The 17,514-nt window shown below is 61.0% G+C and carries 17 protein-coding genes and 1 pseudogene; 8 read left to right on the top strand and 10 right to left on the bottom strand.

What is annotated here, in order from left to right:
* Both AB0P14_RS12035 and AB0P14_RS12030 read left to right on the top strand, forming a co-directional pair.
* Positions 1-378: pseudogene (locus AB0P14_RS12035) on the top strand (DNA-binding response regulator); the annotation flags it as partial.
* Positions 379-416: 38 nt separating this feature from the next.
* Positions 417-668 (top strand): hypothetical protein, encoded by a 252-nt coding sequence (locus AB0P14_RS12030; protein WP_363842299.1) that lies wholly within the window; start codon positions 417-419, stop codon positions 666-668.
* 8 nt (positions 669-676) lie between these two features.
* On the opposite strand, the gene dacB is transcribed toward AB0P14_RS12030, so the two are convergent.
* Entirely contained in the window at positions 677-2,074 is a 1,398-nt protein-coding gene (gene dacB, locus AB0P14_RS12025) for a D-alanyl-D-alanine carboxypeptidase/D-alanyl-D-alanine-endopeptidase (RefSeq protein ID WP_363842297.1), read from the bottom strand.
* A gap of 188 nt (positions 2,075-2,262) precedes the next feature.
* Between dacB and AB0P14_RS12020 the strand changes: the two genes are divergently transcribed.
* The gene (locus AB0P14_RS12020) at positions 2,263-2,751 is read left to right on the top strand and encodes an inorganic diphosphatase (RefSeq protein WP_363842294.1); all 489 of its coding nucleotides are present in this window, start codon (positions 2,263-2,265) and stop codon (positions 2,749-2,751) included.
* Between the two features lie 118 nt (positions 2,752-2,869).
* Here the strand turns inward: AB0P14_RS12020 and AB0P14_RS12015 are convergent, their stop codons facing one another.
* From AB0P14_RS12015 to serS, 3 genes are all read right to left on the bottom strand, one after another.
* Positions 2,870-3,976, bottom strand: a complete 1,107-nt coding sequence (locus AB0P14_RS12015) for a hypothetical protein (RefSeq protein ID WP_363842891.1) — start codon at positions 3,974-3,976, stop codon at positions 2,870-2,872.
* Between the two features lie 230 nt (positions 3,977-4,206).
* Positions 4,207-5,052 carry an HAD family hydrolase gene (locus AB0P14_RS12010; RefSeq protein ID WP_363842291.1) on the bottom strand — a complete coding sequence of 282 codons (846 nt, stop codon included), beginning with the start codon at positions 5,050-5,052 and terminating at the stop codon, positions 4,207-4,209.
* 143 nt (positions 5,053-5,195) lie between these two features.
* Positions 5,196-6,473 carry a serine--tRNA ligase gene (gene serS / locus AB0P14_RS12005; protein WP_363842288.1) on the bottom strand — a complete coding sequence of 426 codons (1,278 nt, stop codon included), beginning with the start codon at positions 6,471-6,473 and terminating at the stop codon, positions 5,196-5,198.
* Between the two features lie 51 nt (positions 6,474-6,524).
* On the opposite strand from serS, the gene AB0P14_RS12000 reads away from it, so the two are divergent.
* A complete protein-coding gene (locus tag AB0P14_RS12000) occupies positions 6,525-7,592 on the top strand; it encodes a diacylglycerol kinase family protein (RefSeq protein ID WP_363842285.1) in 1,068 nt (355 codons plus the stop codon).
* 46 nt (positions 7,593-7,638) lie between these two features.
* Here the strand turns inward: AB0P14_RS12000 and AB0P14_RS11995 are convergent, their stop codons facing one another.
* The 3 genes from AB0P14_RS11995 to AB0P14_RS11985 form a co-directional block, all read right to left on the bottom strand.
* Entirely contained in the window at positions 7,639-7,812 is a 174-nt protein-coding gene (locus AB0P14_RS11995; RefSeq protein WP_363842283.1) for a hypothetical protein, read from the bottom strand.
* A gap of 226 nt (positions 7,813-8,038) precedes the next feature.
* The gene (gene pheA, locus AB0P14_RS11990) at positions 8,039-8,977 is read right to left on the bottom strand and encodes a prephenate dehydratase (protein ID WP_363842280.1); all 939 of its coding nucleotides are present in this window, start codon (positions 8,975-8,977) and stop codon (positions 8,039-8,041) included.
* A 61-nt stretch (positions 8,978-9,038) separates the two neighbouring features.
* The gene (locus AB0P14_RS11985) at positions 9,039-9,365 is read right to left on the bottom strand and encodes a rhodanese-like domain-containing protein (protein ID WP_363842277.1); all 327 of its coding nucleotides are present in this window, start codon (positions 9,363-9,365) and stop codon (positions 9,039-9,041) included.
* A gap of 157 nt (positions 9,366-9,522) precedes the next feature.
* Between AB0P14_RS11985 and AB0P14_RS11980 the strand changes: the two genes are divergently transcribed.
* The gene (locus AB0P14_RS11980) at positions 9,523-11,001 is read left to right on the top strand and encodes a peptide MFS transporter (RefSeq protein WP_363842274.1); all 1,479 of its coding nucleotides are present in this window, start codon (positions 9,523-9,525) and stop codon (positions 10,999-11,001) included.
* Between the two features lie 123 nt (positions 11,002-11,124).
* Here AB0P14_RS11980 and AB0P14_RS11975 read toward each other — a convergent pair whose 3' ends face one another.
* Positions 11,125-11,610: a DUF4190 domain-containing protein gene (locus tag AB0P14_RS11975; RefSeq protein WP_363842271.1), complete on the bottom strand. Its 486-nt coding sequence runs from the start codon at positions 11,608-11,610 to the stop codon at positions 11,125-11,127.
* A 176-nt stretch (positions 11,611-11,786) separates the two neighbouring features.
* Between AB0P14_RS11975 and pgm the strand changes: the two genes are divergently transcribed.
* Positions 11,787-13,430, top strand: a complete 1,644-nt coding sequence (pgm, locus tag AB0P14_RS11970) for a phosphoglucomutase (alpha-D-glucose-1,6-bisphosphate-dependent) (RefSeq protein ID WP_363842268.1) — start codon at positions 11,787-11,789, stop codon at positions 13,428-13,430.
* Between the two features lie 153 nt (positions 13,431-13,583).
* Here pgm and AB0P14_RS11965 read toward each other — a convergent pair whose 3' ends face one another.
* On the bottom strand, positions 13,584-14,513 hold the full coding sequence (locus AB0P14_RS11965; protein ID WP_363842265.1) for a cation diffusion facilitator family transporter: 930 nt from the start codon (positions 14,511-14,513) through the stop codon (positions 13,584-13,586).
* Between the two features lie 53 nt (positions 14,514-14,566).
* On the opposite strand from AB0P14_RS11965, the gene AB0P14_RS11960 reads away from it, so the two are divergent.
* Entirely contained in the window at positions 14,567-14,878 is a 312-nt protein-coding gene (locus tag AB0P14_RS11960; RefSeq protein ID WP_363842262.1) for a metalloregulator ArsR/SmtB family transcription factor, read from the top strand.
* A gap of 69 nt (positions 14,879-14,947) precedes the next feature.
* Entirely contained in the window at positions 14,948-16,267 is a 1,320-nt protein-coding gene (locus tag AB0P14_RS11955; RefSeq protein ID WP_363842259.1) for a solute carrier family 23 protein, read from the top strand.
* Positions 16,268-16,396: 129 nt separating this feature from the next.
* Here AB0P14_RS11955 and AB0P14_RS11950 read toward each other — a convergent pair whose 3' ends face one another.
* Entirely contained in the window at positions 16,397-17,512 is a 1,116-nt protein-coding gene (locus tag AB0P14_RS11950) for a glycerate kinase (RefSeq protein ID WP_363842256.1), read from the bottom strand.
* Positions 17,513-17,514 lie beyond the last annotated feature (2 nt).

Genomic DNA, 17,514 nt, shown 5'->3' with positions numbered 1-17,514 from the left:
ATCACATGTGCCTGTACTTCTGCTGGCGCAGACCCCTCGACGCAGTTGTCCCATCCTGACGGCAGCCTTATCCGCGCCCTTGTGGTGGATGATGGGGCAAGTTTGACAGAACTGATCAGCATGGGTCTGCGCATGGCCAGCTGGGATGTTGCCCGGGTTGGACGGTATTGAATTACTGGGGAGAATCAAGGAGTTCGCGTCTACTATCCCAGCACTTTCTCTCACGGCCCGCGATGGCGTACATGAGATGGCGTACATGACCGGATTGCCGGGCTGGCTTCCGGTGGCGACGATTACGTGAGCCAGCCATTCAGCATCGAAGAGCTCATGTTGCGCCTCCACCGGCTGGTGCAACGTTCCGGCATCGCCTCCTCTGACAACGACCCAGTGGGAGTTGCTGCGCTATCTCATGGGAAGTGCGCGGCAACGCTCTCAAGACCCGCTTCTTGGCCTCCGCCACATTCCAGACGCTCTACAAGTCCGCGTACCAGGAGCTCTACCAGCAGGTGTTCGGTGACGGAACTGCCCAATCGCTGCTGACCACCATCACAGCGTCCATCCCCGCCAGTGATGGCTTGAGCCAGGATGACATCACGGACAGGTCCGCCACCGTGGCCACCTTCCTGACACAGCGTGGCGAGGCTCTGGAGAAAGCCCTCGCAGGCTAACTCACAGGCTAGCTCGCGGCCAAGGCCGCTGCGGCTGCGTCCACCACGGGGCGTGCCGCAGCGGCACCGCCGGTGAGCCCATTGCCCAAGATCGAGAAGACCAGCAGCCGGCCGTGGGAGTTGATGACGTAACCAGACAGTGCTGTCACCTCATTCAGGGACCCGGTCTTGGCACGGACCAGCCCCGCCCCATCCAGTTGCGGAGCAGCCACGAAGCGTTGGGACAAGGAACCACTCAGCCCGGCGATAGGCAGCCCAGCCAGGGCCTGACCCACATCGGAAGAGGGGTCTGCCAGCATGAGCGAGACCATCTGAACAAGGCGTTCGGGGCTGATCAAGTTGCCTTCGGCGAGTCCACAATTATCGGTGCTGACAACCCCGTTCATGGACAGCCCCAGCTGTTCCACCACTTGGCGGACCGCGGCCACGGCTCCTGCGTTGCTGGCCTCACTACCCATTTTCACGGCCACCATCCGGCCTAACGCTTCCGCCACATAGTTATCTGATTCAGCCAGCATGTACTGAGTCTGCCCAGCCACGGTGGCCGATTCAACCGAGGCCAGAACCGCGCCCGTGGAAGTACCGCGGCCAATGGTTTCCGTGGTGGCCACACCAGCGTCTGCGAGCGCATTGGCAAAGGCCTGCGCGGTGGTCATCGCCGAATCCTGCGGGCGGGGGCCGCTCAATACCTCAGGGTGAAACCGGCCTGCGTTCAGGGCGAGCGGGAAAATGGGCGCGATCTCTCCAGCGTCCACATCTCCTTTGGTCCATTTGGGGTTGAGTGAAGGGCCGGTAAAGACAGTGTCATCCAGGGTCAGCGTGACGGGCCCGGCGAATCCTGCCTTGCTCAACGCCGTGGCTGTTTGCTGCGCTAGGGTGGCGAGCCCGGCGTGACCCATGACGGCCTCCGGATCGCTTTCCCCCGCGGCGAGCATGGTATCTCCGCCGCCCCGCAGGACAATTTCCGTGGCACTGGAGCCCGCCAACACTTCAGTTGTGAAGTGCGTATCTGGACCCAGCGTCTTGAGCGCGGCCGCGGCCGTCAGCAATTTTAGGTTCGACGCCGGAATCCGCGCCGTCTGCCCGTCCTGGGAAAACAGCGGCGTCCCGGAAGAGGCGTCGGCGACATACATGCTGAAGGTGCCCTCGCCGTCGAACGTTAGGGCTTTTGTCAGATCGGCAGAGAGCTGAGCCGCGTCCGGCAGGGGCGCCGTCGCGGACAGCGGGTCAATTCCGGTGAGCGTGCTGATGCCGGTGGGCGCCAGCTGGGCCGTGGGGATAACTGCCACAGCGGCGGGGTCTTGGGGCAGGAATGCGGGGATCAGGTGCAGCCCGGCCGGCACGGTTACGGCGGCCAGCGCGCAGATGAGCAAGCCGCTCGTCACAGCTTTTGACGTGCGTCCCATGAAGCAGGCGGTTCCTTCGAGGCAGGTGGTCCGGGCTCACGCGATCGGACTAAAAAGGGCATTATTGCGCCGGAAAAGTCCGGGCGGGTTTTTAGCGCAGCGAAAGCGCCTATATCCTCATACTAGACGGATTTTCCGTGCAGAGCCGTGTCCGGCCGCGCACACCCCATCATTTGAGGAGCCTAACGATGAAGCACGACGTCACCATCGAGATCCCCCGCGGATCACGCGTCAAGTACGAAGTTGACCACGAGACCGGGCGCGTCCGCCTGGATCGCGTGCTGTTCACTTCGATGCAGTACCCCACTCACTACGGCTTCTTCGACAACACTCTCGGCGAAGATGGCGACCCGTTGGACGCGCTCGTAATGCTGCAGGATTACGATCTGCATCCCGGCGTGGTTGTTGACGCCCGCCCCATCGCTGTCTTCAACATGACCGACGACGGCGGTGGCGACGCCAAGGTCCTCTGCGTTGTCGACGACAAGCGTTTTGACCATATTCAGGAACTTTCCGACGTGGATGAATTCCTGGTCAAGGAGATCGAGCACTTCTTCACCCGTTACAAGGATCTGGAGCCCGGCAAGTGGGTCAAGGCTGAGGGCTGGGCCGACCGTGCAGCTGCAGAAGCCGAGTTGGAAGCCTCCATCAAGCGCTTCGAGGACACCAAGCACTAGTTTTTTGCGGCTTTTATGACGTACGACGGCGGCGCTCCCCTTTTGCGGGGTGCGCCGCCTTTGTCTCCCTGGGGACGGTAACGTCGGCACGGATCCTGAGGATCTCCGCGGCTCCCTCTCAGTACCGCAGAGTGGCCATTACCTCATCGTCACGGTCCCATTCGCCCAGCGTTCGCAAGGTGCCGGATGTTCGCACGGTCGACAGGACGGCTCGGTTCACCAACTCGCGCACTGTTGGTGAAGTCAGTCGTTTCTCGTCACGTGGCAGGTACAGGGAATCGACTCGGCCTTCGTCCGCTGCCCGCGCGATTTCAGCAACATCCAACGCGCCCTTGCCGTTGTGAACCAATGATAGGGCGCGCTCACGCTCTGCAGAATCGCGGGCGGCTTCGCTTTCACGCAGCAGCTTCCACGCTGCCGAGCGCAACTCATCCGGATGTTTATGTTCAGGATTGCCCGCGATCACCTGGCCATGGACCGCAGGGTATGAACTGGCGTCGCGGAAGATCGGCAGATACTCCGCAACAGAGGCCAGAACGAGTGGTTGCGACCGCGCGGTCCCGAGTTCATCGCCGACCGCCTTACCTACGGCATGAATGAATTTCTCGGTGAGCATGGTCTCCGTTTCACCCGATCCGCCCTGACCGTAGAAGGCCGAGTCCCCGCCGCCGATTGCGCGCGACTGCAGCGATTGTTCGGGAAGCTCGCCGATCACGGCATCAAAAGATTCGGGGATCGTTCCGAGCGGCAGCTCCTCGATGTTGTTACGGGTCGCATCGAAGAGTCGCAGCGAGTTTTTCGCCAGGGCCAGGATGTAGCACTTGCCGTCATTTTCCAAGATGGGGACTAAGGGTAGAACCTGGAAGTGGTCGGCGACCGTCACAGACTCACTTACTTCGAGCGGGATCCTCACCGCCAAGTGGAAGTCGGGAGCAACGAACACCGCGAGCCCCCGGCTCTGCAGTCTCCAATACGATGAATCGGCGACTAGGTCGGCGATGGGTGCGAATATAGCTTCGGTGTCCGACTTGCTCATCCCAGATTCCACGAATTGTTCGGAAGCTAGTTTGATGTGGCTCTTGAGAATGTTCGCGGACTTGTCGGCCTGTGTGCCGGCTACGTCAGAGGGTATGTAGAACGAGGCCTTCGGCCCGCTGCCTTCATCCCGTTTGAATACTGCACTGAAATCAAGGGGATCAACTGTTCCCTGAGAATTGGTGGTCATGAGCACGTACCTCCATGTCGGTAGTTCACTAATCGTCCATATTCCTCTTCCAGCCTACCTGACGGTTTTTTCAAGCGGCGAGACGTCGTATAATGCCCGCGAGGTGGCAACCCTCCGCACTGGAGCCTCGAGCGAGGCACGTGCCATACCCCAATGGCAGCAGCCATTTCTGCTCTTGGAAAACTGGCTGTGCGGAGAGGGGCCCGCCCTGAGGTTGCGAGGCGTGGGGACTAGAGCAGGCTACGCAAGATGGTGGCAGCACCGTCGTCGTACACAGAAGCGGTTACCTCGTTGGCGGCGGCCTTCACATTGTCCTCAGCCTGGCCCATGGCTACACCGCGGCCAGCCCACCGAAGCATTTCAACGTCATTGGAGCCGTCGCCCATGGCCACTGTTAGTGACTGATCAATGCCCAGTGAAGAACGCACCACCTCAAGCGCGGAAGCCTTGGTGACGCCCGCCGCGGCAATGTCGAGCCAGGCGCTCCAACCGATGGCGTAGGTGACTCCGCTCAGGCCAGCGGCGGAGATGGCGTCTGAGAATTCTTGCGTGCTGGCTTCAGCACTATTGACCACAACGCGCACAGCATCAGTGTTCAACAGGTGCTCGAAGTCCACACCGCGGGCCTCAATGCCAAAGCTGTCGTCCTGGAAACGGGAGGTGGCCAGAAAGTTTCCCTCAGCGTCCTCCAACGCGAAGCGAGCCCCGGGGATCTTGTCACGCAGAGTATTCAGGGCGGGAGCCGGATCGAAAGTCACACGGTCTATGACCTCGTAGCCGTTCTCCAGAGTGGGGTCCAAGCGAATGGTCACACCACCGTTGGAACAGACCCCATACCCGGTGCGCATGCCGATCATCTCCACGATGGGCAGCAGGGCTCCGAGTGAGCGGCCGGTGGCGATGATGACGTGGTGACCAGCGTCGACCACGGCCGTTGCTGCGGTGCGGACGGAATCACTCATAACACCGTCGTGATCAACCAACGTTCCGTCTACATCTAGGGCTACTAAGTACTTTGGGCTTGCAGTGGACCGGTCATCGATGCCGGCAATTGCAGTATTTACTGTCATTGTCATACATCCAGCTAAACAGATTCAGGGAAAAATGCCACATATTCCACCTGTTAATGCCGTGAACGCCGGGTTAATGTCCACAGCTGTTTGCACAGTGTGAGTATTAATCCGACGTTCACAGGGTGTGTGGACAGACCGCAAAAGTCTTAGAGGACCGGGAAAACTTCCATGCCGCCGAGGTACTTGCGCAGGGCCACCGGAACGGTGACCGAACCGTCGGCGTTCTGGTGATGTTCCAAAATGGCGACGATCCAGCGAGTAGTGGCCAGTGTGCCGTTAAGCGTGGCGACAGCGCGGGTGCTGCCCTTGCCACCGTCTTCGGCAACCTGACGTTCGCGGATGTTCAAGCGGCGCGCCTGGAACGTGGTGCAGTTAGAGGTGGAGGTCAGCTCGCGGTAGGCGTCCTGCGTAGGGACCCAAGCTTCGCAATCGAACTTGCGGGCGGCGGACATGCCCAAGTCTCCGGCGGCGGTGTCGATCACGCGGTAGGGAAGCTCAACCTTGGCGAGCATGTCCTCTTCCCATGCAAGCAGCCGCTGGTGCTCTTCGGCAGCCTTTTCAACTGAGGTGTAAACGAACATTTCCACCTTGTTGAACTGGTGCACGCGGATGATGCCGCGGGTATCCTTACCGTGCGAACCGGCCTCACGGCGGTAGCAGGAGGACCAACCGGCGTAGCGGACGGGCTCGTCAACGTTAATGATTTCGTTACCGTGGTAACCGGCCAGAGCTACCTCGGAGGTGCCCACCAGGTAGAGGTCGTCGTCAGCGAGACGGTAGATCTCGGCGTCGTGCTCCACATCAAAGCCGGTACCAGCCATGGTTTCGGGCAAAACAAGGGTAGGGGTGATCATGGGTGTGAAGCCGGCTTCGATGGCCTGATCCATGGCCATTTGCAGCAGCGCCATTTCCAGGCGTGCGCCCACTCCCTTGAGGAAGTAGAAGCGTGAACCGGACACCTTGGCGCCGCGTTCCATGTCGATGGCGCCAATGAGTTCACCAATTTCCAGGTGGTCCTTGGGCTCAAAGTCGGGGAATTCACGCGGGCTACCCACGGTCTTGACCACGACGAAGTCATCCTCGCCGCCTTCGGGAACACCGTCAGAGACCAGGTTGGGAATGCTGCGCACCAAAGCGTCCTGCTCCGCGGCAGCGGCGTCGGAAGCAGCCGAAGCGCTCTTGACGGCAATAGCCACCTCCTTCACCTCGGCCAGCAGGGCGGTCTTTTCCTCGCCCTTAGCCTTGGCCACCTTCTTGCCAAACGCATTTTGCTCAGCCCGCAACGCCTCAAAAGAGGTGATCGCGGACTTACGTGCGGCGTCGGCAGCAATGATGGCGTCCACCACCGACGGATCAGCACCACGCGCACGCTGGCTGGCACGGTAAATTTCAGGATTTTCGCAGAGGTCTCGTACATCGATCACGCCCTAAGCCTATCCAATCAATGCAACTTCAGCCGCTATGGTTAGAGAATCATGCAAACCGAACTCCTTGCCGTCATCATTGTGGCCATTATTGTGCTGGCTGCCGCCGCGAGCTGGGTGGGTGTGCGCAAGCTCGCGCAAAAGCACACCCGCAGTGCCGTGGCCGATTCTCCCCACAAGATCAACATCGCTAAACAGCAAGTGGCGTTCATCTATAACCCCACTAAAAATGGCGCCGAGGCGGCCAAATCCCTCATCAGCCGCTCCGTTTCCAAAGCTGGCTGGCCGGCCCCGCTCTTCTTCGAAACCACTGCGGAGGATCCAGGTTTCGCTATGGCTGAAGCTGCGCTGGGTGCCAAGGCCGACGTCGTTATTGTGGGCGGCGGCGACGGCACCGTGCGCGCTGTGGGTCAGACCCTGCGACACACGGAAATCCCCCTGGGCATCGTGCCGTTGGGCACTGGCAACCTCTTGGCCCGCAACCTCAGCCTCGATGTCACCGACATGGCCGCTTGCGTGCAAATTGCGCTCTTTGGCCACCAACGCCACATTGACGCTGGACTCATGGAGATCGAGAACGCCGTGACGGGGGCCGAATCAAAGCACTCGTTTATGGTGATAGCCGGTCTGGGCATGGACGCGGATGTCATGAATGACACCAATTCCAAGCTCAAGGAGCACGTGGGCTGGCTCGCCTATAGCGAAGCCGGTCTGCGCCACATGGCCGGGCGACGCAAGAAGGTCAGCATCACTCTCGACAACGAACCCGCCCAGCAGCGCAAGGTCCGTTCCGTGCTGTTTGCCAACTGCGGGCTGCTCCCCGGCGGCATCGACTTTGTTCCGGGAGCTCTGATCGACGACGGCGTCCTGGACGTGGTGGTAATCAGCCCCCGCAGCGCCTTCGGCTGGCTAGCGATGGCGGGAAAAGTGGTGTTCCAACACAAGAACCACCTGCCCGTCATTGATTTTTACCGTTCCCAGAATCTGACCATCCGCACGGTCATGCCTGTCGAAACTCAAATTGACGGGGATCCTTCGGGCCCCGCCACCAGTGTGCGAGTCAGTGTGGAGCACAAGGCCGTACTGGTCCGCGTGGCTGCACCAAACAACCCGGCCTAGGCAGGGCACGGCACGGCAAGGCACGGGCAACCTGGGGAAGTCCGCTCTAGTCAGTTTCGGGGCGTTGCGACTGTTCCTTAATGAGGCGTTCCTCTTCGTCAAAGCGCAACTCATTGGCGTCGTCGCCCTCGTCACCGACGGAAGTGTCCCGGCCTGAACTGCTGCCAGGGTTCACAATGGTGCCGTCCTGGCTGCTGTTCTTTTCTACCTGCGGATCCATGATTGACTCGCCTCTTCCCTGCTGGGAGCAACTTTTCCATCTCCGGCAAGTGACCTTGCACAGAAGTCACCTTGTGGAGATAGGCCAAGCATAGGCGTGCCGGTGCCCGGGCGAAAGAGTCGCGGCGCAGCGATTCTTTCGCCCGGGCTGGCCAGACAAAGCCAGACAGGCAGAGAAGGAACCCTCGTCAGCGTGCCGTTTCCCAGGTGTGTGAGCAGGTAAGCGACTAGATGAGAGATTCGACCCAAGACGCGGCGTCGGCAAATGCCGCGTCCGAGTTGTAGGAGCGGATCGCCGGCGGCTGCCGATCGGCACGCGGGTAAGAGCCCAGGAAACGAATGTCGGAACTGACCCGGTGTAAGCCACGCAAGGCATCGGCTACCCGGGCGTCGTTGATATGCCCGTCAACGTCAACGCTGAAGGTGTAGTGACCTAGGAACTGCCCGGTTGGCCTGGACTCAATGCGGCTCAGGTTCACTCCACGGCTGGCAAATTGCTCCAGGATGGCCATCAACGCGCCGGGGTGATCCTCGGGGAGCGGAATGGCAAGGGTGGTTTTATCGGCACCGGTAGGTGCCGGCAGCGATCCCGGCTGACCCACCAAAACAAAGCGTGTGACGGCCCCCGTATTGTCTTCGATGGCGGCGGCAAGAATATTCAGTCCTGTTTGCTGAGCAACCAGTGGTGCGCATACGGCGGCCTGGAAAGCGTCAGTGCCAGTGACTAGGGAGTGGGCGGCAGCCGCCGTCGAATTTGCCGGGACATGGGCCGCCTGTGGCAGGTTTTCGCTAAACCAGTCCCGGGTCTGGGCCCATGCGTGCGGGTGTGTGCCCACGGCCTTGATATCGGCGAGCGTCACCCCTGCCGGCGCCACTAAGACGAAGCTGACGGGCACCACCACTTCGTGCAAGATGCGCAGTTCAATTCCGTTGGAGATCGCGTCCAGCGTGGCTGGCACACCGCCCTCAATCGAGTTTTCAATCGGGAGCATGGCCGCGAAAGCTTCTCCACTGCGCACTTTGGCAAGCGCGGCTGCTGCGTTGGTCGACGGGACTCGTTCCATCTCGATCGCACCCGGAACCTGCAGCAGAGCGGCCTCGGTAAAGGTCCCCTCCGGCCCAAGAAAGGTCAGGGGCAGTGTTGTATCAAAGGGCGCGGATGTCATGGAGAACCTGTCTCGTTCGTAGATGCGTAGCTTCGTGGTTTCGTCCGCTGGTTGCGGACAATTAGAGGACGCGGGGAGTTTGACCGTTGGAGGAGACCATGGGCTTATCGGCTTCGAACCATGCACCCATGCCGCCCACCACGTTGAAGGCGCTGTAGCCGTTCTGGACCAGCCAAGTGGTAGCCCGGAATGAACGTCCACCGGTGCGGCAGATAACGTTGACGTCTACGTCGGGGTCGAGCTCTTCGAGGCGCGCCGGCAACTGTTCCAAGGGAATGTGCACGGCGCCGTCAACGTGGCCGGCCTCCCACTCGTAGTCTTCGCGGACATCCAAAATCACAGCGTCCTCGCCCATCTCGGCAACCGTGACGCTCATGATGTCTGACATGTTTGCTCTCCTAAAAAGTTTGATTCCAATATGGGCTAAGCCTAGCGCTCGAGGGGACCGGGGAGAGCGCAGTGAGGACCAATAAAGAGCAGCTACCCTATTTCTTGCTGGAAACCCAAATGTGACGATCGGCATCAGAAGTGACAAAATTGCTTAAGTGAGTTCACAAAACAGCCCCGCCGATCCGGCAACGGCTCCCCCAAGACACCCCGACACCGCCTTTTTCGGACAGCCCAAGATGCTGCTGAACCTCTTCAGCGTTGAGCTGTGGGAAAGGTTCTCCTTTTACGGCATGCAGGGAATTCTTGCCTACTACATGTACTACTCCGTCACTCAGGGCGGGCTCGGCATTGACGAGACCACCGCGCTGGGCATCGTCGGTGCGTACGGTGGCGGTGTTTACCTCTCCACCATTCTCGGCGCTTGGGTGGCAGACCGCCTCATGGGTTCGGAGCGGGTGCTGTTCTACAGCGCCATCCTGATCATGGCCGGTCACCTGTCCTTGGCCCTGCTCCCCGGAGCCGTTGGCCTGACAGTAGGCCTGATCCTGATCGGCGTCGGCTCCGGTGGTTTGAAAGCTAACGCCACCGCCTTGGTGGGAACGCTTTATGCCAAGGACGACAACCGGCGTGACGCTGGTTTCTCCATCTTCTACATGGGCATCAACATTGGTGGTCTCATCGGCCCGCTGGCCACCGGTTGGCTGCAGGTCACCTACGGCTTCCACATTGGTTTCGCCGCGGCGGCCGTTGGTATGGGCTTCGGTCTGCTGCAGTACGGACTGACGCGCAAGAACCTGCCGCAGTCTGCTCACGCGATCCCGAACCCGCTCCCGCGCGAGCAGTACGGCAAGTTCGCCGGACTGGCAATTGCCGGCGTCGTAGTGATTGTTGTGGCCGTAACCCTGAAGTTGATCACCGCCGAGAACCTCAAGTGGGTCATTGTTGCCGTAGTTATCGCAGCAACTATTGCCTACTTCGCGGTGATTCTGGCCAACAAGACGGTCACCGGGGAGGAGCGCAGCCGCGTTTTCTCGTTCATGCCATTGTTCTTGGCCAGTGCGGTTTTCTGGTCGCTGTTCCAGCAGCAGTTCACCGTGATTGCCCTATACTCCGATAAGCGCCTCGACCGCGAAATCCTCGGCTGGGAGGTTCCCGCCAGCTGGGTTTCCTCGATCAACCCGGTGTTCATTATCATCTTGGCCGGTGTTTTTGCCGCACTCTGGACCAAGTGGGGCGCACGCCAGCCCGGTACGCCGGTGAAGTTCTCCGTTGCGCTCATGGTCATGGGCTTGGCCTACCTGAGCTTCATCCCGTTCGCCAGCATGGCCTCGGTGCCCATGATGGCGATTGTGTTCATTCTGCTGCTGTTCACAGTCGCCGAACTGATGCTCTCCCCCGTGGGCTTGTCGCTGGCCACGAAGCTTGCCCCGGCCGCGTTCCAGACACAGATGGTGGCCTTGTTCTTCCTGTCCGTCTCACTCGGAACCGCCATGTCCGGTGTCCTCGCCCAGTGGTACGACCCCGAGAACGAGACCCCCTACTTCCTCGTCATCGGTCTGGTCTCCATTGGATTCGGTGTGGCCCTGTTCCTCGCCAAGAAGCCCATTAAGAAGCTGATGGCCGGGATCATGTAGCCCTGCTCCAGACTTTAAAAGCTTTAAAGTACGACGGCGGCACTCACCTTTCGCTTACGCGATTCGGTGAGTGCCGCCGTCGTATTTTATTCGGTTTCTTATTCCGGTTTTAGCGCTGACGCTCTAGTAAGAGTATGAGGGAGAAGAACCGGCCGCCACCAGCACTATGGCGAACCAAATTCCCACGATGATCCCGTAGATCAGCAACGCCAGGTAGTTCAGCACCAGGCCGGCGATGGCGAAACCACGCCCTTGGGGGCTTTCGCGTTTGAGTCCCATGTGGCCCAGAATTATGCCAACAATCTGGGGAACAATAAGGAACCCGACCAAGACGAGCGAGGCTAGGCCCACGATCATGCTGGTCAAACTCATACCCTTGGGATCAACCGGGCCTGGATAGCCGGGGCCACCTTGATAATAGGTGGGCGCATTGAACTGCGGCGGTTGCGAGTAAGGCTGCTGGGCCGCGGGTGCAGCTGGCTGAGCATAGTACGGGGGCACGGGCGCAGCAGACTGAGCAGGAGGAGCCGGCTGCATATAAGGCGGCACCGGCGGGGAGTTGTAGCCTGGCGGCATATAAGGCTGTGGCGTATCCGGCTGATCAGACATGTATTGCTCCTACACGATGCTGTGCCTGTGCCTTCGCAGGTACACAGGTAGTGGTTGTCTTTGTCATCCATGCTAGTCCAGTGGCGCCTCGCCCCCCACGGGCAACCACTGCTATGAAGAGTTCACACTTTGGGCAACACGTGCCATCCACGGGGTGTCTCTGTCATGCTGTGGTTATGGCTAGCCGCGCGGGCACTGTTGCCCTTCCCCAAGACCTTGTTGATCTCTCCGCCCTCATGGACGCCTACTACGATCTGACACCGGACCTCAGCGATCCGGCTCAGCGCGTGGCTTTTGGCACCTCCGGACACCGTGGATCCTCGTTGAAGTCGTCCTTCAATGAGGGCCACATCGCCGCTATCACGCAGGCCATTATTGAATACCGCAATTCTCAGGGCATCACCGGTCCCCTGTTCATGGGCAAGGACACGCACGCACTGAGCGAACCGGCCCAGAACACTGCCCTTGAGGTGCTGGCCGGCAATGGTGTGCAGGTATTGATCGACGCCCGCCACGGTTACACGCCCACTCCGGCCGTTTCGCACGCCATTCTCAGCTACAACAAGGGCCGCACGGATGCCTTGGCCGATGGCATTGTGGTGACTCCGTCCCATAACCCTCCGGGCGACGGCGGCTTCAAGTACAACCCCCCGCACGGTGGCCCCGCCGATTCTGATGCCACCGGCTGGATCGCCAACCGCGCCAACGAACTCCTTGAAGACGGACTGCGCGGGGTGCGCCGCGTGCAGTTGTCCGATGCCATGGCGGCCTCCACCACCGGCAAGTTCGATTTCCTCTCCGGCTACGTCGATGACCTGCCGTCCGTCTTGGATCTGGACGCCATCCGGGCCGCCGGTGTGCGCATTGGCGCGGACCCCATGGGCGGCGCCTCCGTTGACTACTGGGGCGAAATTGGCGAACGCCACAACCTGGATCTGACGGTGGTCAACCCCACCGTGGATCCGCAATGGGCCTTCATGACCCTGGACTGGGATGAGAAAATCCGCATGGACTGCTCATCGCCGTCGGCCATGGCATCTCTGATCAAGAAGCTTGAAGCTGGCGCACCCTATGACATTGCTACCGGGAACGACGCCGACGCCGACCGCCATGGCATCGTCACCCCGGACGCGGGGCTGATGAACCCGAACCACTACCTGGCGGTGGCGATCCAGTACCTCTACACGCACCGCACGCTGTGGCCCGCCACTGCCGGTGTGGGCAAGACGCTGGTCTCCTCCTCCATCATTGACCGCGTTGCAGCAGACCTTGGCCGCCAGCTGGTTGAAGTTCCCGTGGGCTTCAAGTGGTTTGTGCCCGGGCTACTCTCCGGCGAGGGCGTCTTTGGTGGGGAAGAATCCGCTGGCGCTTCCTTCGTGAAGAAGGACGGTTCTGTGTGGACCACCGACAAGGACGGCATCTTGCTGGCCCTGCTCGCCTCGGAAATCACGGCCGTCACGGGCAAGTCACCCTCGGTGCACTACGGTGAGCTGACAGATCGCTTTGGGGCGCCGTCGTACGCGCGCATCGATGCGGCCGCGACCCGTGAGCAAAAGGCGGCGCTGGGCAAGCTCTCCGCAGCCGATGTCTCCGCCACCACCTTGGCTGGCGAGACGATCACAGCCAAGTTGACCGAGGCCCCTGGCAACGGCGCAGCCATTGGCGGCCTGAAGGTCACCACCGAGAACGCCTGGTTCGCGGCACGCCCGTCCGGCACCGAAGACGTGTACAAGATCTACGCCGAATCATTCAAGGGCGCCGAGCACTTGGCGCAGGTCCAGGCCGAGGCCAAGGCGCTCGTGGACGGCGTCATCTCCTAACGCCGGCCCTAACCGCCGCCTCCTACCCGGGGCGAATGTGAGCACTTCCGCAATGCAGCTTCATCGGTCCGTGAGACAAGGCGCTTATGAGTACTCAAAGCAGCCATATCTCACGGATCGAAATTGAAGAACGCCGCCGCATCTAGGGGACAGCTAGTGGTGGGCGCCTTGCTCGTGTTCGGCGTGCCCCACAGGCTCCAGCTGGAACGTGGAGTGCTCAACGCTGACGTCGAAGTGGCCGGCGACGCAGTGTTGGAGTGCGTCGAGCATCTTCGCGGCGTGCCCGTCGTGGAAGCATTCCATGTCAACCACCACGTGGGCCGAGAGAATGGGTAGTCCCGTCGCGATCTGGCTTGCGTGCAGATCGTGGACACCGCGCACATGCTCCAGTTCCATGATGTGCTTGCGAACCTCGTCCAAGTCCAGCCCCGACGGCGTGGATTCCAGCAGAACGTGAATGGTCTCGAGCAGCAGCTTCACGGTCCGCGGCAGAATCAGCGCGCCAATGAGCATGGCCACTAGGGCGTCGGCCTGCATCCAGCCGGTGGTGGAAATGATAATCGCGGCCACGATCACGGCCACCGAGCCGAGCGCGTCGTTCACGACCTCCAGGAACGCGGCGCGCATGTTGAAGTTCTTGGACCGCCCGCCCATCAGCACAAACATGGACACGATATTGCCCAGCAGGCCGAGCGCACCAAACACGATCATTTCTTGGGAGGCGATCTCGGTGGGGTTGAAGAGGCGCTGAACACCCTCCACCAAAACCACGAGCCCGACGGCGAGAAGCACGGCGGCTTGCGCTGTAGCGGCCAATACTTCAGCTCGGGCAAAGCCCCAGGTGCGCTTGCTGCTGGCCGGGCGCACCATCAGCCGAGCAGCGAGCAGCGCCATGGCCAACCCACCAGCATCGGTCAACACATGGGCGGAATCAAAGAGCAGGGCCAAGGAACCGGTCAGGATTGAACCGATGACTTGGAAAACGAACACTGCCAGCGTAATCCCCAGAGCCACGGCAAGGCGGCCCGAATGACTTTCTCCGGGAGCGCCCGCATGGGAATGGGAATGATGGTGACCAGACATGCCTCAATAGTACAGCGAAGGCTGAATTCATCAAATGCTGTAGCATATTGAGAATGAAGCCCATTAGCAATGCAGCGGTGTTGGCCCGCTTTGGCTACGCACTCTCCGACCCCACCCGGGCCGAAATTCTCATGAACCTGGCCAAAGAACCGCAGTATCCGGCTGACTTGGCGGCCCAACTGGGAGTTTCACGACAGAGTATGTCCAACCATTTGTCCTGCCTACGGGACTGCGGGTTAGCCGTCGCCATCGCTGAAGGCCGCCGCTCCCGGTATGAATTAGCCCATCCGGCCTTGGCACACGCACTCAACGATCTCCTCGGCGTCGTGCTTCTAGCCAACGAGGGCCACCTGCCGCACCCATAACAGAGCATTCATCCGATATTCTTATCTGCGGACCGAGCACAGGCGCGGCCTGGAACGGGAGATAAGCGGATGAATTTGCTGGGCACACAATGGAGAATTCACGGTGACGGCAAGACTATTGCCCCCGGACAGGTGGTCACCCCCGACGAGCGGCTGAGCTGGCCGCGGACCATCGGCATTGGCCTCCAGCACGTTGTGGCGATGTTCGGCGCAACGTTCCTGGTCCCGCTGCTGACCGGCATGCCTCCGGCGACAACGTTGTTCTTCTCCGGCATCGGCACCATCTTGTTCCTGATCTTCACCCGCGGCCGGGTCCCTAGCTACCTGGGTTCCAGCTTTGCCTTCATCGCCCCCATCATGGCCTCCCAGCAACAATTTGGTGTGGCCGGAGCCTTGGGCGGCGTGGTCGTGGCCGGCGTAACCCTGGCCATCATTGGCCTCATTGTGCAGAAGTTCGGCTCCTCGTGGATCAACCGGCTCATGCCGGCTCCCGTCACGGGCACCATTGTGGCGCTGATCGGGCTGAACCTGGCACCGTCGGCATGGAACAACTTCAAGCTGGCGCCCATCACAGCCGTCATCACCCTGGGTGTCATCATCCTGGTGAGCGTCTTGTTCCGCGGCATTCTGGGCCGCTTGGCCATTTTGGTGGGTGTGGTGGCCGGCTATCTGGTGGCTGTACTGCGCCAGGAAGTGGACTTCTCCAAGATTGAGGCGGCCGGCTGGATTGGCCTGCCGCACTTCCAGACCCCAACCTTCCACTTCGCCGTCCTCGGCTTGTTCATTCCCGTAGTCCTGGTGCTGGTGGCCGAGAACATTGGTCATGTGAAGTCTGTTGCCCTGATGACCGGGGAAGACCTTGACCCGTACGCCGGGCGCGCCCTGATTGCCGACGGCGTTGCCACCACCTTGGCAGGCTTCGGTGGCGGTTCCGGCACCACCACCTACGCTGAAAACATTGGCGTCATGGCCGCCACCAAGGTGTACTCCACCGCTGCGTACTTTGTTGCCGGCATTGCGGCGTTGGCGCTGAGCTTCTCCCCGAAGTTTGGCGAATTAATTGCCACGGTTCCGGTTGGCGTGCTCGGTGGCGCGGCGACGTTGCTGTACGGCATGATCGGCGTTCTGGGTGTGCGCATCTGGGTGCAGAATAAGGTCGATTTCTCCAACAACATCAACCTGACCACGGCCGCCGTGGCACTGATCGTCGGCATTGCCGACTTCACGTGGGAGATCGGGAACCTGCAATTTGCCGGCATTGCACTGGGCACCGCCTCAGCGTTGATTGTTTACCACGGCATGAGCGCCCTGGCGAAGTGGCGCGGCACCACCACCGACCCGCTAGAACCGGAGCCCGACTCCCTCGCCGTTGAAAACACCACGAAGTAAAACCCGCCGCGGACGCCTACTCCTCCGCTGAACTCTCACTATGCCCTGAGCCCAGGCTCGGTTCAGCGCATAGGAGTCAATGCGCCAAACTCATCACGAGTTTGGCGCATACTGCTTTAAGTTCCGTTGCTAGATGCCGTTGAGCGCCTCGGAGGTGGCACGCGTGGTGTAACGCGCAGCGTCCGCCAGCGCCGCTTCCGGGGAGCCGGCAACGTCTGTGGCACTGACGGCGGCAACAACCCCGTGTTTGGCCAACTGCTCCGGCGTCACCGTGATGCGCCCGGCAACCACGACGACGGGAATCCCCCTCGCGTGGGCAGCGTCAGCCACGCCGAGCGGCCCCTTGCCCGACAATGACTGCGCGTCCAGGGAGCCTTCCCCCGTGATGACCAGGTCTGCATCGGCCAGGTGGGTTTCCAAATCGATCAGGGATGCGACCAAATCGAAGCCGCGCTCAACGGAAGCATTGGCGTACGCCACGAAGGTAGAGGGAAAACCGCCGGCCGCGCCGGAGCCGGGCACGTCCATGTCAATGCCCGTGGCTTCCCGGACCACCGAGGCCAGATTGCGCAGCCCCGCATCGAGGCGTTCGACGGCGTCCGCATCGGCCCCCTTTTGCGGGGCGAAAATGTGGGCGGCACCATTGAGCCCGTAAAGCGGGTTATCCACGTCAACAGCCATCCGCACCTTGACGGCGGCCAGCCTCGGGTCAAGGCCCGTGGCATCTACGGCGACGACGTCAATGAGGGATCCACCGCCCAGCGGCACCAGGTTCCCTTGTGCATCCATCAGCCTCAAGCCCAGCGCCCGCAGGGCACCCGTGCCGGCGTCGGTCATGGCTGAACCACCCAAACCAATGATGATCTCCGTGGCACCGGCGTCTAAGGCTGCAGCTATCAACTGGCCAGAACCGTAGGAATGGGCGCGCAGGGAGTTTTCTACCGTGGGTTCACTGAGCAGATAGCCGCTGGCCTGGGCTGTTTCAATGACAGCCACCTTGCTGGCCTCGGCAAAGGCCCAGACAGCGCCAACGGGCTTGAGGATGGGTCCCACCACGGCGTTTAGGCGTTCTGAAAAACCAGCCGCAACGGCCGCCTCCACGGTACCCTCTCCGCCGTCGGCAATGGGAAGAGCCGTCACCACCGCGTCCGGATAGACACGGAGGGCTCCCTCAGCCATGGCGGCCGCTGCTTCAGGCCCGGTCAGGGTCCCCTTGAACTTGTCCGGGGCAATGAGAATTCGCATGT

The organism is Specibacter sp. NPDC078709 (assembly GCF_040686795.1).
Classification (GTDB): domain Bacteria; phylum Actinomycetota; class Actinomycetes; order Actinomycetales; family Micrococcaceae; genus Specibacter.
The sequence above is the reverse complement of the archived record's forward strand: the minus strand, read 5'-3'. Positions and strand labels throughout refer to the sequence as shown.

Excerpts from the sequence above, each read along its gene's own strand:
- dacB (WP_363842297.1), bottom strand. The coding sequence starts at position 2,074 with ATGGGACGCACGTCAAAAGCTGTGACGAGCGGCTTGCTCATCTGCGCG.
- AB0P14_RS12020 (WP_363842294.1), top strand. The coding sequence starts at position 2,263 with ATGAAGCACGACGTCACCATCGAGATCCCCCGCGGATCACGCGTCAAG.
- AB0P14_RS12015 (WP_363842891.1), bottom strand. The coding sequence starts at position 3,976 with ATGACCACCAATTCTCAGGGAACAGTTGATCCCCTTGATTTCAGTGCA.
- AB0P14_RS12010 (WP_363842291.1), bottom strand. The coding sequence starts at position 5,052 with ATGACAATGACAGTAAATACTGCAATTGCCGGCATCGATGACCGGTCC.
- AB0P14_RS12000 (WP_363842285.1), top strand. The coding sequence starts at position 6,525 with ATGCAAACCGAACTCCTTGCCGTCATCATTGTGGCCATTATTGTGCTG.
- AB0P14_RS11995 (WP_363842283.1), bottom strand. The coding sequence starts at position 7,812 with ATGGATCCGCAGGTAGAAAAGAACAGCAGCCAGGACGGCACCATTGTG.
- pheA (WP_363842280.1), bottom strand. The coding sequence starts at position 8,977 with ATGACATCCGCGCCCTTTGATACAACACTGCCCCTGACCTTTCTTGGG.
- AB0P14_RS11985 (WP_363842277.1), bottom strand. The coding sequence starts at position 9,365 with ATGTCAGACATCATGAGCGTCACGGTTGCCGAGATGGGCGAGGACGCT.
- AB0P14_RS11975 (WP_363842271.1), bottom strand. The coding sequence starts at position 11,610 with ATGTCTGATCAGCCGGATACGCCACAGCCTTATATGCCGCCAGGCTAC.
- pgm (WP_363842268.1), top strand. The coding sequence starts at position 11,787 with ATGGCTAGCCGCGCGGGCACTGTTGCCCTTCCCCAAGACCTTGTTGAT.
- AB0P14_RS11965 (WP_363842265.1), bottom strand. The coding sequence starts at position 14,513 with ATGTCTGGTCACCATCATTCCCATTCCCATGCGGGCGCTCCCGGAGAA.
- AB0P14_RS11960 (WP_363842262.1), top strand. The coding sequence starts at position 14,567 with ATGAAGCCCATTAGCAATGCAGCGGTGTTGGCCCGCTTTGGCTACGCA.
- AB0P14_RS11955 (WP_363842259.1), top strand. The coding sequence starts at position 14,948 with ATGAATTTGCTGGGCACACAATGGAGAATTCACGGTGACGGCAAGACT.
- AB0P14_RS11950 (WP_363842256.1), bottom strand. The coding sequence starts at position 17,512 with ATGCGAATTCTCATTGCCCCGGACAAGTTCAAGGGGACCCTGACCGGG.